A 14,517-nucleotide genomic window follows, 5' to 3' on the forward strand; every position below is an offset into this window, starting at 1 on the left:
CAAGCGTTTTACCTCCTTCTGGTTACAGAATTATCCGGTGGATATGCCTAACCATATGACGCCGTGAAACATTCGCGCAAGCTCCGGCGGCACGATATCTTCCTACCCCCCGCCGTTTTTTCGCGAGCGTGACGCAAGCAGCCGCCGGGGCAAGGCCAAGCCCTTCGGGCGTCCGTCTTCGCCGGACGGCCTTGCCCCGGCAACTTTGCTTGCGTCGTGATCCACGCAGGCGACGGCGAGAGGGATGGCGGGTTCGACTCCGGCTCAAGGGATTTTGAACCATTGAATCTGCACTGTGTGGTGAGAAGCTTCATTCAATGAGGTTTAATCAGACTCCACGGGACAACAAAATAATATATCGGTGGTTAGGTGTATCATGGTATTGATAAGATCGATCGTTGAAAAGCCGGACGGCTCTCTAGAGAAGGAGTTCCGTTGGCTTGGCCCGCCAGGCGTTAGGGAGCCCGATCAGCGATCCAATACAGTGGGAGCTACTCCTCTGGCTACAGGGCTGCATTCGGCGGTTTTTCCGGGGTGTTCCCGTTCATGAAAGACTCTGCCGCCCGGGGGCTTGCCTTTGAAATCGGCACCAGCACTTCGGCCCAGTGCTCCTTTCGATCATCCGTCAGGGGAATGCAGCCGTCCCGCTGCGGGGTGCGGTCCAGGGTCACGCTCAATTCTCCATCTTCTTCGGAGACCTGTACGACCTGGATGTGAAATACCGTTTCCCGATAGCGATAATGTATGGTGAAACCTTCCCATTCGGACGGCAGACAGGGTGAAAAATGCAGTCGGTCCACCTCAAGTCTGAGGCCCAGAAGCGATTCCAACATAAAACGATACATCCAGGCTGCAGAGCCGGTGTACCAAGTCCAACCGCCCCGGCCTGCATGGGGGGATACCGCGTAGACATCCGCCGCCATGACGTAGGGTTCAACCTTGTAAGTTGAAACTTGCTCGGCCGTGAGTCCATGGTTTATGGGATTGATGATGCCGAAAAGTTCCCAGGCACGACGAGTGTCGTCGAGCCGAGCAAAGGCCATGGCCGCCCAGACCGCTGCGTGCGTGTACTGGCCGCCATTTTCCCGCAACCCCGGAGCATAGCCTTTGATGTACCCGGGATTGAGCGGGGAGGTGTCGAAAGGAGGATACAGCAACTGCACCAGTCCTTGCTCGCGGCGGACCAGGTGCTGATCCACAGCCTCCATGGCTTGACGTGAACGTTCTAACTTGCCGGCCCCGGAGAGCACGGACCAGCTTTGGGCAATGGCGTCAATCCGGCACTCCGGATTCAACGAGGACCCGAGCGGCGTGCCATCGTCGAAATAGGCGCGGCGATACCACTCGCCGTCCCATCCATTGGCCTCGATACTGCCGCGAAGTGCCGCAGCCTCGGAGCTGCATCGCTCGGCGAAGGAGGCGTCGCCATGGGAGTCGGCAATTGCGGCAAACTCGTTGAGTACGTCAAAAAGGAAGAAGCCCAGCCACACGCTCTCGCCCTTGCCGTCCCGGCCCACAAGGTCCATACCGTCGTTCCAATCACCTGATCCCATCAGTGGTAGGCCGTTCGCGCCATAGCGGAGGCCGTGTTCGATAGCTCGTGTGCAGTGTCCGTATAGGGTGGACATTTCTTCGGACCTTTCCGGCAGGTCATAATAGGAATCTTCGTCCTCCTTCAGCTTTCGGCCCTGCAGAAAACCCACAGGTTCATCCAGCACACCGGTATCTCCGGTGGCGCGCACATAGCGGGTCACGGCGTACGGCAGCCAGAGATAGTCGTCGGAGCACTTGGTGCGCACGCCCCTGCCCGTCGGGGGATGCCACCAATGTTGCACGTCGCCTTCCTCGAACTGATGGCTGGCGCTGAGCAGCAAATGGTTGCGCACGAGCTCCGGCCGGGCGTGAATGAGGGCCATGGAGTCCTGCAACTGGTCGCGAAAACCGAATGCGCCGCCGGATTGGTAGGTGGCGCAACGCGCCCAGAGGCGACAGGACAGGGTCTGATACAGAATCCACCCGTTGGCCAGTACATTGAACGCATGGTCCGGCGTCTCAACATGCACTGCCCCCAAGGTGTGCGTCCAGTGCTGCCAGACCTTGTCCAGGGCCATGCGAGCGGCGCTCGGTCCCTGGTGACGCTCGATCAGGCGCCTGGCGTCAGCAACGTCGCGCCCCATGCCGAGCCGAAAGACGATTTCTCGCTCCTGCCCGGCCTCCAGGTCAAAAGCCACTTGAATGGCCGCACAGGGATCAAGGGCGGCCCCCACCCTGCCGGAAAGCCGGGTGCGCGCCATGGCGGCCGGTGCCTCCAGCGTACCTCCCCGGCCGATGAATTCCGCACGGTCACCGCTCACGGTGCGCGTGGTTTCGTCTACATCGAAGAAAGCCGTCCGGCCGCTGAACTCGGTGTTGTATGAATTGCGGGCCAAAAGCGCACCACTGTTCAGATCGATTTCAGTGACAATGTGCTTGGCGGTCTTGCCGCGCAAATCTCCCAGCACCCATTCGGCATAGCCTGTGGCCGAAAGCCTGCGTACCCGACCCGATTCATTGCGGACTTTCAGCACCGCGAATTTGACGGCGTCATCAAGGGCCACGTAGACCCACAGCTCACTGGCGACGCCTCGCTCGACGTGCTCAAAGACACTGTATCCGAAACCGTGACGGGTAACATAAGGAGTGGTCCCGCGACAGGGCAAAGGCGTGGGCGACCAGAAATGGCCTCGCTCCTCGTCGCGAATATAAAAGGCTTCGCCCTGTGAATCGCTGACCGGATCGTTGTTCCAAGGAGTCAGGCGAAATTCATGGGCATTCTCACTCCATGTGCAGCCCATGCCGCTTTCGGAGATAACAGAACCGAAGTCCGGGTTGGCCAGCACATTGATCCAGGGGGTGGGCGTCCGTTGTCCCTGGGCCGTAGTAATGACATATTCCCTGCCGTCCGGGGTAAAGCCGCCCAAGCCGTTGGAGAAGCTCAGATCTTCTCGTGGCAGCGGGACAACGGCGGGGGGGGCTGCACGCAAGGGGCGTGTCGGAATGAGCCGAGGTGTCGTTGTCCTCACGAGGCTGCGACCTCCGATTTGTTCCGCCAAGGTTCCCCGTGCGTCGGAAATGACGGCGCTGGCCACGGCCTTGAACAAGGTACGGTCCTCTTCAGCTATGCGGTCTGCAGGCCGGACGAATATTCCTCCGGGGCGGTCCGTCTGGTTTGCCGTGGGGCCGCCGGCGATGAGCGCCATGATCTGGTCATGGAGAATCTGCCTGTATCCGGCGTGGTCCTCATTCCAGATCACCAGATCCACCGCCAACCCTTTGAGTTGCCAATAGGCGTGAGCCTGAACCAGTTGGCGCACCAAATCGATGTTGGCCGCATCCTCGATCTGTAACAGCACGATGGGCAGATCGCCGGAAATGGAATAGCCCCAGAGCCCGGATTGCCCACGGGCATTTTTAATGAGGACGCTCGCTTCGGCCCGGAGCGCGGGATTGGCGTAGAGGATTGAACCGGCCAATCTCGCATAGAGCTGCGCCTCGGCCTCCGAGGCGTTCAACTGGCGCAGTTGGACCTGGCTGTGGGTCCAGGCCAGGTCGAAGACGCGATCGGTCATGCGCCGGGTCTGGTATTTATCCATCAGGCCAAGGGCCCCTTTGCGGGTTTCCGAGATGCCGAAGATCATGTCGACGACCACGGACTCTCCCGGATCAAGAGGGACGCGTTGACGGATGGCGGCTATGGGGTCGAGTACAGTCCCTTCGCTGTTCGAGAGCCTGTCGCTGTGTACATGCAGCGCCAGGGGGGCGGCGGGGGTGTTGCCCCGGCCGATGAAGCGCATACGGTCTGTCTCGCAGGACGCGTCCGTGCCCACGGACTTGCGTACGGCCATCATGTGGAGCATGAACGGCGGATTTTCGTCCCGCGAGCGGGGCCTGCGGGTACAGAGAATGGCTCGGTTACCGGGGAGGATCTCAGTCTGTACGAAGAGATTGCTGAAGGCCGGATGCAGAGCGTCCGCCGCCTGCGGTGCCAGGACCACTTCCGTGTAGCTGGTTATATCGATTGTTCTGCGTGTGTGGGCGCGGTTGGTGATGCGCAGACGGCGCAGTTCAATGTCATCCTCAGGCGAGACGGCGATATCGGTATGCGCGTCATAGTCCTGCTCGCGGCACAGGAATTCGGCTTTGCCTTCCGAAAATATCGTTTCGAACTGCTTCGAATGCTTAATCGTCGGTTGATGGGTGGTGGCCCAGTACTTACGACTGTCCACGTCGCGCAGGTAGCAGAATGTCCCCCAGTTGTCGCGGGTGGGGTCTTCGCGCCAGCGGGTCACGGCGATGTCACCCCAGCGGCTGTAACCGCCGCCTGCGTTGGTGACCATGACATGATAACGGCCGTTGGAGAGCAACTGCACCTCAGGGCTCGGCGTGTCAGCAGTATTGTAGTTTCGCATGGACGCGGTCGTGGCTTCGACTGGCTGGTGACGCTCGGCAAGTTCCGTGGTGTGGGCGAAGAAAGGCGCCGATTGGGGAATACGTTCTTGAAGCAGTGGAAGTGTGGCCAGAAAACGTACGTCCGACTGAAAACGCCGTTGCATCGGGCGTCCAAGCAGTTTTTCGGCCAGGGCCAGGAGGGTCATGCCTTGGTGGTGGGCCATAAAGGACCGGACCACGGCGCTTTTCTGGCCACGCGGCAGGCGCGACGGCGTGTAGTCAACTGCCTCGAACATGCCATAACAGGCTTCGAGACCTTCTTTTGCCAGACGCTCAAGGTTGTTGCAGGCCTCATGAGGGGCAACCTGAAGCGCCAGAGCCGTGGCATAAGGCGCGATGACCAGATCTTCGGTCAGGCCGCGCTTGAGCCCCAAGCCGGGCACGCCGAAAGCGCGGTACTGGTAGTTCCGGTGCGCGTCGATGGAGTTGTAGCCACATTCCGAAATTCCCCAGGGTACACCGTTTTCCCGGCCGTAGTCGATCTGGCGGGCCACTGCTGCCTTGCAGGTCTCGTCGAGCAGAGTGTTCGCATAGCTGGGCATGACCAGGTTGGGCATCATGTATTCGAACATGGAGCCGCTCCAGGAGAGCAGAATCGGCTCTCCTCCGGCGGAGGTGAGCAACCGCCCGAAGGCGAACCAGCTCTCCTGCGGCAACTGCCCCTGGGCGATGGCTACAAAGGTGGCGAACCGCGCCTCCGAGGCTAGCAGGTCGTAGAAGCTCTGGTCTCTGCGGCGTTCATCCACATTGTAGCCAATGGCCAGCAGGTGCCGCGTCTCGTCGTACAGGAACCCGTATTCCATCCGGGCCAGCGCGTCACATTCTTGGGCGAGTGCGTTCAGGCGTTCCATTCTGGATCTGACCTGTCGGCAGGCATGATTGATCATGTCCCTCATTTCTGCAGTCTGCGCCGCAGTTGCGACGAGCCCGAACCGGGCTTCCAGAGCGTCCAGCCCACCCAACGTCGGAATTTTGTCCAGAAAAGACAATTCTTCGGGGAATTCCTGGGTAGACGCCGCCCACGGGGTCAGCAGGTCCAGTTCATCGAGGACGTCCCTGCATTGCCCGACAAAGGCCTGGAGCCACCACTGTAGCGGATTGTCAGGGTCAGTGGTCTGGAAATCCCGGCTATCGGCTACTGCCGCCACCGATGCCATCAGCCTATCGAGGCACTGTCGCGTGGCAGTCAGGGTGTCGGGCGGGTTGATCGCGATTTCGGCCACATCCCGACGCAACGAGTCCATACGGAACGTAGCAGTGGCTGGCAGGTCGCCGGGGAGTTCCCGCAGGGCTATACCCAGAGCGTCGTTCAGGCTCTCGAACAGCCGGGGAGAGAGAATCCTCTCTTCGGTCAGGGCCAATAGACCTGCCCGCAGAGTCAGGAGGTGTCCGGCCAGATTACCCGAGTCGACTGAGGATACATAGCGTGGCATAAGTGGTTGCAAGGTTCGGGTGTCGTACCAGTTGAAGAAGTGCCCCTCGTACCGATCCATCCGCTTCATACTTTTCAGAGCCCGCGAGGTGCGGTCCATCATCTGTCCGCAAGAGAGGAAGCCGAAGTCGAACGCGGAAAGATTGGCCAGTAGGGCCAGGCCCATATTCGTGGGCGAGGTGCGGTGTGCAATGACGGCTTCCGGCTGTTCCTGAAAGTTGTCTGGCGGCAGGTAGTTGTCCTCAGGGCCGACGAAGGTTTCGAAGAAGCGCCAGGTTTTGCGGGCTATCCTGCGCAGGAACAGGGTCTGGGCTTCCGTGAGCCGCTCCGTACGGCGGGTGAGCGGCTGACCGAGCCACCATGCCAGGGCCGGGGAGAGAAACCAGAGGCCCAATACCGGCCAGGTTTTGAGCAATACGGACGGGGTGACCGCAGCAGTGGCGAGTGCGGTGGCCACGGCAAGGAATGGTCCAAACCACATGGTTTGGTACGAGCCAACGAGGTCCATACGGTCTTTCCCCGTATCTTCGCCCGAAGGCTCCCATTCCAAGAGTCCCCGGTGTGTGACAAGTGTCCGCCAGGTGGTCTTTGTCACTGCATTCAGGCTGTAGAATGCCTCATGGGGCAGGCAGACCAGGGCGAATACCGCTTGGGCGAAATGTTTGGGCAGCAGTTCCATTACAGCGACGAGGTGCTGCCTTAGGGACAGATTCATGGGTTTTTGCAACACATTCAGCACCGCAGCGATGACCGAAGGCAGCAGAATGATGCCGCACACGGCCAGGGTCCAGAACCATGCGGAAGCCGGAACAGTCCACCCCACCAACAGAAGCAGGACCAGTGCAGGAGCGGTCAGGCTGCGCCGCAGGTTGTCCAGGATCTTCCACCGCGACAGGAGCGAGAGAGGGTTTTTCCGCCGACAGCCGTCGGCACCGGGGACGCCGGGCAACAGCCATCGTGCGATTTGCCAATCGCCGCGAATCCAACGTTTTCTCCGTTTCACATCTTCGCCGTAGCTGGAGGGGTAATTCTCGAACAACTGCACGTCGCTCAGGAGTCCGGCCCGGGCATAGCAACCTTCCAACAAATCATGGCTCAAAATACGGTTTTCCGGAAAACATCCGCCAAGGATCCGCTCGAAGGCCTCGACCTCGTAGATACCTTTGCCGATAAACGACCCTTCACCGAACAGGTCCTGGTACACGTCGGATACCGTCCGTGTGTATGGATCAATGCCAATCTCGCTGGCGCACATGCGCGCATAGCGAGACCGGTTGGTTCCGGAGAGGCTGGCGGTCACACGCGGTTGGAGAATCCCGTAGCCGCCGATCACCCGCCGGGCATGTTCGTCGTAGCGGGGACGGTTCAGCGGATGCGCCATGGCGCCCACCAATTGCCGGGCGCTATCACGGGGCAACTGCGTGTCGGTGTCCAGGGTGATGACGTATTTCGTTCCGCGCAGGACGCTTGCATCGCCGACAATGAGGGAAAAGGGCGCTGACAAACCGTCACGCAACAGGCCATTCAGGCTCGCCAGCTTGCCGCGTTTGCGCTCATAGCCCATCCAGGTTCGCTCTTGGGAGTTGAAGCTGCGCGGCCGGTGGAACAGGAAGAAAATGTCGCCCGTCGCGCTGGGGTATCGTCTGTTCAGCCCCTCTATGCGTTGTCGGGCCAAAAGCAGCAGGGAAGCGTCGTCGGGCAGTATCTCCTCGGCTGCATCGCGAAAATCCGTCAGCAGACCGAAATGCAGGTGTTTGTCCCTGTTGGCCAAAAAACGGACTTCCAGGTCCTTGGCCAGACCTTCGATGGCCGGGACGCTGGCAAGCATGGTCGGGATGACGACCAGGGTACGCCGGTCGTTTGGAATACCCTTGGAGAAATCCAGACGCGGCAGGGCGTGCGGCGCGGTCAGCAGGGTTGCCACCCAGTTTGCCAGGGCCACCGCCAAGTGGCTGGTGCAGACAAGCAAGAGCAGGCTCATCAGAGCCAGTCCATACCCGTGCAAGCCATCGGTCTGCGCCCTGACAGCCAAACCTCCGGCGAAGAGTACCGACAAGAACAGGATCCCGCCGCCATAGAGCAGCAGTGGAAGCCGACTGCCCGGTGAGGACTGGAATTCAACCGTCGAGTTGCGCACTTTTGCCGATGTATTAAGTTGGCCCAAGCCATCGTCTATTAGATAGTATCCGACATGGGCTGTGAGGGACTCTTCGCCATTCAGGGCCGCGCCCTCCCGGGCCAAGCCGATGGCCCGGCCCGCGACCTCAACTTCCGAGAAGGGGCTCCTCCTGGCCGTTTGCTCCACCACGTGGCGGTAGCGATCACGCGTGGCAAAATCCATGATGCCGTAAACTTTGACAGGGTCCTCGCCCAGGACTTTCTCGACGAGACTCGTGGACTCGACGAATTCGCTCCAGTCCATAACGCCGAGGAAGCGCAGGCTGCCTATGCTGTTGCTCGTGGAGGCCTGGTCCGCGGATTGTTGCTGGTTCTCCAGATACACCAGTTGCTCGATGGTCTGGCCGGTTTCGGACAACTGCTGCTCGATCCAGGTCAACGGCAGGGCCAGTGCCGGTCCCTTGCCTTGCAGACGGCGCGAAAGTTCGGCCACGAATGAACTCACCAGGGGCGGGTTGGAACGAGTCATGTCGGCAATGGTCAGGATCAGGTCCTGCGGCCGTTTGACGGCAACTCCTGTCATCCGGTCGGCCCAGGTTTCGGCGCGGTTGCGGTCAGCTCTGTGGCAGGCGATACGGACGGCCATCCGGCGCAAATTCTCGATGAGCGCCAGGCGCAGCATGATCGGAATGGCCCAGAGTTCGCCCAAGTTCAGAGGGACCACGGACTGATACGCCACCACGAGACTTCTCAGGCTCTCCGGGGCAATCTGTCCGTCACTGTGGGAAATGCTTTCCAGGGCGAGGTCATACACCCTTGGGAAACCGGCCGAGGCGCCGTCTGCCAAGCACGGAAGCTCCTGGCTGTAGCCCTTCGGGAGGTGAAGCTCGGCAGTGCGGATTTGTTCCTCGATCACATAAAAGTTGTCCAGCAACCATTCCCCGGCTGGGGAAATCCGGCGTCCCCTCTTCACGTCATCGGTGAGTTGCGTATGCACATCGAACAGCACGGTCTGGTTTTCTGCCAGCCGCCCAAGCAGGCGGTCTTTGGAACGCCTTGTCATCAGCTTGTGTGAATTCGCAAGAATCTTGCCGTGCTGCTCCATCTGATCAGAGCTGAACAGTGTGGAGCGCAGGGACGGCTCCTCTTTCGCGCTCTTCGCGACCCGGACTGATCCTCGCAGACGGGACCAGATTACGGAAAATCTGCCGCCCATGTTCTTGTAGCCCATGCCCATATCAATATCTCCTGCTGCCGAAACAGTGGCGGGGTTCGTGCGGATTGAAACAGGGCTGGCCGGTGGGAAGGACCAACGAAACTGCTTTCAGAGTTTGATGAAAATTTGAGGTGAAAGTGTGGTACGGACATGGAAGGAATTCCTACCGGCCGGGACGGCATGACGATAAACTACGTCCGGGAAGGCGCGAGTGTCCGAGCACTATAATCAATAGCGTAAAATCACATCCGTAGATAGGAAAACTATTGCAAATTTTATACTTTGACTCAAGAAATACATGCAACAGCAAGTATTGATTCGTCAAATACAACTATGCATATAAATATAATCTCTATGCCAAATAATAATATGAATATCGTTGTGGATTATACTGAAATGAGTATTATAAGTATGAGGTAAAAATTATGAACGCTCTTTTAGTCTACCCTGCCTATCCGGATACATTCTGGAGTTTCAAAAGCATACTATCCTTTGTATCAAAAAGGGCGGCCTTTCCTCCGCTTGGCTTGCTCACCGTGGCCGCCATGCTTCCCGCGGAATGGGAAAAACATCTGGTGGACACGAATGTCGCCCCTCTGGAAAACGCCGACCTTGAATGGGCGGACGTTGTCATGGTCAGCGCCATGTTGGTGCAGCTTCCCAGCGCGAGGAAAATCATGAAACGCGCCAGGGAGGCCGGAAAAACCGTGATCGCGGGAGGCCCGGCCTTCAGGTCGCATCTGGAGCAGTTTCCCGAAGTGGATCATTTCATCATCGGCGAATCGGAAACCGTCATGCCCGAATTCCTGCATGACTTCCAACAAGGGGTGGCAAAGAAACACTATACGTCCTCCGAACACCCCGATTTGGCCCTCACGCCCATCCCCGCTTGGAACCTGTTGAGAATGAAGGATTATATCTCCATGTCGGTGCAGTATTCCAGAGGCTGCCCCTTTGATTGCGAGTTTTGCGACATTGTGGCCATGAACGGACGTCGCCCTCGCGTCAAAAATCCCGATCAAATGATGCGGGAGATTCAAAGTCTGTATGATGCCGGATGGAGGGAGTCCGTCTTTATCGTGGACGACAACTTCATCGGGAACATCGTCCGGGTGAAGGAGTTCTTGCCCAGGCTCGCCGAATGGCAGAGGCTGCACCACTACCCCTTCAAGCTCATGACCGAGGCCAGCGTGAATCTGGCGCAGGACGATGAACTTATGGAGATGATGAGCGCGGCGAACTTCCACAAGGTTTTCATCGGCATTGAAACGCCATCCACGGAGAGCCTTGTTGAATGCGGGAAAAAGCAGAACGTAACCGCTGATTTCAGCTCGTCGATCCGGCGTATTCACCAACACGGCATGCAGGTGATGGGTGGCTTCATCGTGGGTTTCGACAACGACACATCGTCGATTTTCGGGCAGCAATTCAGATTCATTCAGGAGATCGGGGTCGTGACGGCCATGATCGGGGTTCTTAACGCGATGCCGCATACGAGATTATGGACTCGGCTCAAATCCGAAGGGAGACTGCTTGGCGAATTGAGCGGAGAGAATACCGACGCCTGCCTGAACTTCGATCCCCGCATGGGAGGTGAAGCCCTGCTGGATGGATACAAGAAACTTGTGGGAGAGCTGTACTCTCCAAGGAAATATTATGATCGGATCAGCACGTTTCTCTCTTCCTACGCACCCACGGCACGGGGAAAAATGGTCCGGACGGATGTTCAGGCCTTCTTGAAAAGCATGTGGGCTGTCGGCATTGCCTCACCCGCCCGCATCCTCTACTGGAAGCTGGTGCTGAAAACACTTTTGACAAAGCCCAAAGCCCTCTCCGCCGTGGTTGAAATGGCGATTCAGGGCTTGCATTTTGCCCGGGTGTCCCATCGCATCATGGGTGTGTGAGAGAGTAAGCAAGGGGGCAGGACCGGACTCCTCCTTCGGCCCGTCGAGGGCGATTGCCAGATGGAGCTCACACACGAATGGCCAAAGAGTAGACTAGCCGAATCACAAGGGTAAAAGCGGTACGGCACCTCCCCGGGAGGCACGGATGCCCCCTGGGGATGGACGGATCAACTGCCCGGAATGGGGAAGATCTTCTGCTCGCTCCTGGCCGGATTCTTTTCCAATTGGTGGTAACGGTTCCATGCGTTTTTCGACAAGCGCCTCAGAATGTCATCCAGGTCGGAACCGTGCATCAGGTTGCTCAGGTCCGCCTTGTCCATCAGGCGGTCCGAGAGCGAGTAGCCCTCGCCCCGACTCAAGTCGAGTTGCACATCTGGAATGTTGAAAACGGGCAGCGAGTCGCAGACGTCCACGAGCAGATCCCGCACCGTTTGATAGAAGAATTTCTTCACGTCTTCCGTTGATTCGGCCTGAGTCAGCAACTCGCGGAAACGGCTGCGGGCTCTCTGCTCCTGCTTGGTGAATGATAATTGAGTGCTCATATGCTCTCCTTGTTGCGTTGACATTTTGCCGAAGTCCGGCGGCCGGAGTGATGGCGGAATCTGCTCGCGGAAACCCGCGCGGATCAAGCGCGTGAGTATTTGATGATGTCTTCTTTGAACTCCTCGATCACGCCCTCCGTCAGGGAGGGGGTGAAGGTTGCAATGGCCTGGACGATGGCGTCCGTTGTCACCGGAACGTTGCTCCCGCTTTCGCATTCTTCTTCAAAGGCGTGCTGGGCTATGGTCTGAAAGAGGTATTCGATGTCGGCCGGGGTGTATTTTCCCGTCAAGGCGATGATACGCGCCAAATCGATGGCGCCTACGTTCATCTTGGACAAGAAATATTTCAGAATGGTTTCTCTTTCGCTCTCGTCGAGAGTCCCGACCGGGATGATGCAATCAAATCGCCCAGGCCGCAGCAGGGCGGCGTCCAGTTGGCGGATGTAGTTGGTCGCGCAGACGAGCAGCAACTTGCTGGTATGGCTTTTGATAAGCGGGACCTGCTTGAGAAACTCATTGGTGATGGACCTGTCTATGCGATTGGCTCTATCCCGATTGCCTGCAAGTTCTTCGAATTCGTCTATGAATATGACGACTTCTTCCAGGTCTCGCGCCTTCTCCATCACACTGCGCAGGTGGGCGCCGATTTTGTCCACTCCGTCGACCATGAGCATGCTCGGCATGATTTCCACGTACCACCACGCCAGCCTTCCGGCCATGGCTTTGACGAAATGGGTTTTGCCCGTGCCGGGAGGGCCGAAGAAAATGATGGTTTTGGGTGGAATGACGCCATGTTTCCGAGAGAGTTCCTCCTCAACCAGAGGGAGAATGATCTTCTTTTGTATCAGCTTCTTGGGTGGCTGGGTGTCGGAGATGGTGTCCCATATGTCTCGGGTGATGGCCTGTGCGCCCATTTGCACCAGCAGTTTTTCCAGGTTGTGCGTGGCGAGTTCCTTATCCGTCCCGATATTATCGACAAAATCGTTGCAGGCGATCTTGAATCCGACATCCCGGTTCAATTTTTCGGACAGTACCCACTGATGTCGCCTGATTTTTTGCCAGAGATCGGTAACAACATCCTTATCGAACTTCGCGCCGCAGGCCTCGAAGATCTTGCTGGCGCAGACCTCGGGTGCGGGTGATTCGAATGTCTTGATATCCATAGTTTGGGCTCCTGCCGCAGCATCTTATTTACAATACATCCATTACATTCAGGCATGTGCATTTTTGATATTATGAATTGGAACAATGCCATGTTAAACATCTGAATCAAGACGCCAGTGAATATTTACATAGTACTATATAGCTTGGGATTGTCACTGTATATTTTCAATAAATCATTTATGCGGAGTAGAAATAAAAGCAATCAGACTTGCCTTGAGTGATTAGCGACTTGTCAATCCCATCCAAGGTGGATTGTTTCATGTCGATGATCAAGGGGGTCCTCCCCCCGGCAGCGTGGGGAGCCCCGCTCCAGATGGGCAGACGTCATCCCCCCTCCTTACTCCAATGGTTGGGAGACCCGATACGAGCGTTGGAACCGAGCCCAACATGCCTTTCGGCCCGGCTCGAAGATGCCGCCACGGTGCTTTGACCTTGGGGCAGAGAACATTCCTATTTCAGATACGAAGGCTTTCGGCGGGCCGAGCGAAAGAAACGCTACCGGATGTCGCAGCGGGGGAACGAGGTGGTGATCGTGGTCCCGTCGGGCTCGGATGTGGCGAGCTCGATGTGGCCGCCATGCGCCTCGGCGATAAGGCGGGCACTGTAAGTTCCCAGCCCCGTGCCGAATCGCTTGCCCTCGGTGACGTATTTCTCGAAGAACCGGTTTCGGATTGATTCAGGCACCGCGCCGGCATTATGGATGGCGATGTACACCGTGTCCGGGTCCGTCCGGCAGGTGATAGTGACGTCCCCTCCCTTCGGGAGAGCCTCAATGGCATTCTTCCCCAGGTTCATGAACATGTCCTCAAAGAGGAAGGCCTCTCCGAACACTCTCGCGCTTTCAGAAAAGCAATCCGCTTCGGCTTGGATCGAAATGGTCACCTTGAACTGCGAGGCAAGCACCGCCAGGGATAGCTTCATTGTCTCAAGGACTTGAGGGAGTTCAACCGGGGTTTTGGCTGGAGTAAATACGCCTTTCTCCATTTCCCGCAAAGGCTCGGCAGCGTCGATGAGTTGGATTACTTGCTGAATACCGACCATGACTTGCGGAAAGGCGTTCATCAAGGCGTCACTCTCGCCTTCTTCAAGAACCATCCGCGTCAGGGAGAAGAGGGTTGCAAGCGGCCCCTTGATGTCGTGATGGATGATGCGTTCCACGTCCTCCCGAAACTGTTCTTCCTGCTTGCGCCCGGCGATGTCGTGTATCACGACGCGGCAGACGGGAGTCCCTTCGTCATCCGGGACCACGGAGCCAGTCAAAAGCGCCCAGAACTCGCTCCCGTCTTTTTTCTTCAGACGTAATTCGCATTCCGCCGTCGCTTCCGGCGAATGGTTGCCGAGGAGCTCCTTGCGGTGACGGTAGTATATATCCTGGTCCTCCCTATAGATGAAGGCGGTCCAGGGCTGTCCGACCATATCGCGGCGGTGCATGCCGAGCAGTGTCGCGGCGGTGAGATTGGCCTCGAGGGTCATCCCCTTTTCGCTGATCGTGCAATAACCGACCGGAGCCATGTCATAGAGATCGAAGTAGCGCGCCCGAATGGCGTCCAGTTCCGCCTGTGACCGGCGCAACTCCTCGTTTTGCAGCTCCAGCTCGATCTGATGGACGCGCAACTCGTGGAGCGCTTGTCTCATTTCCTCGGGAGAAAGAGA

General features: G+C 58.0%; 5 protein-coding genes. 1 reads left to right on the top strand and 4 read right to left on the bottom strand.

The features are described from left to right. Positions 1–503: 503 nt before the first annotated feature. Complete coding sequence (locus ACI0FG_RS03900) at positions 504–9,275, bottom strand: GH36-type glycosyl hydrolase domain-containing protein (protein ID WP_419787253.1); 8,772 nt, start codon at positions 9,273–9,275, stop codon at positions 504–506. 404 nt (positions 9,276–9,679) lie between these two features. On the opposite strand from ACI0FG_RS03900, the gene ACI0FG_RS03905 reads away from it, so the two are divergent. Beyond that, positions 9,680–11,158, top strand: a complete 1,479-nt coding sequence (locus tag ACI0FG_RS03905) for a B12-binding domain-containing radical SAM protein (protein ID WP_419787254.1) — start codon at positions 9,680–9,682, stop codon at positions 11,156–11,158. 167 nt (positions 11,159–11,325) lie between these two features. On the opposite strand, the gene ACI0FG_RS03910 is transcribed toward ACI0FG_RS03905, so the two are convergent. The 3 genes from ACI0FG_RS03910 to ACI0FG_RS03920 all read right to left on the bottom strand — a co-directional run bounded on the left by ACI0FG_RS03910 (position 11,326) and on the right by ACI0FG_RS03920 (position 14,499). Then, the gene (locus ACI0FG_RS03910) at positions 11,326–11,700 is read right to left on the bottom strand and encodes a hypothetical protein (RefSeq protein WP_419787255.1); all 375 of its coding nucleotides are present in this window, start codon (positions 11,698–11,700) and stop codon (positions 11,326–11,328) included. Positions 11,701–11,783: 83 nt separating this feature from the next. Beyond that, positions 11,784–12,863, bottom strand: coding sequence for an ATP-binding protein (locus tag ACI0FG_RS03915; protein WP_419787256.1), 1,080 nt, complete (start codon positions 12,861–12,863; stop codon positions 11,784–11,786). A gap of 496 nt (positions 12,864–13,359) precedes the next feature. Further along, complete coding sequence (locus tag ACI0FG_RS03920; protein ID WP_419787257.1) at positions 13,360–14,499, bottom strand: ATP-binding protein; 1,140 nt, start codon at positions 14,497–14,499, stop codon at positions 13,360–13,362. Between the last annotated feature and the right edge of the window lie 18 nt (positions 14,500–14,517).

Origin of the sequence: Pseudodesulfovibrio sp. 7M6 (assembly GCF_050058625.1) — a bacterium.
Classification (GTDB): Bacteria; Desulfobacterota; Desulfovibrionia; order Desulfovibrionales; family Desulfovibrionaceae; genus Pseudodesulfovibrio; species Pseudodesulfovibrio salinus.

What these genes read in the sequence shown, in the direction of transcription:
- ACI0FG_RS03900 (WP_419787253.1), bottom strand. Translation starts at nt 9,275, where the DNA reads ATGGGCATGGGCTACAAGAACATGGGCGGCAGATTTTCCGTAATCTGG.
- ACI0FG_RS03905 (WP_419787254.1), top strand. Translation starts at nt 9,680, where the DNA reads ATGAACGCTCTTTTAGTCTACCCTGCCTATCCGGATACATTCTGGAGT.
- ACI0FG_RS03910 (WP_419787255.1), bottom strand. Translation starts at nt 11,700, where the DNA reads ATGAGCACTCAATTATCATTCACCAAGCAGGAGCAGAGAGCCCGCAGC.
- ACI0FG_RS03915 (WP_419787256.1), bottom strand. Translation starts at nt 12,863, where the DNA reads ATGGATATCAAGACATTCGAATCACCCGCACCCGAGGTCTGCGCCAGC.
- ACI0FG_RS03920 (WP_419787257.1), bottom strand. Translation starts at nt 14,499, where the DNA reads ATGAGACAAGCGCTCCACGAGTTGCGCGTCCATCAGATCGAGCTGGAG.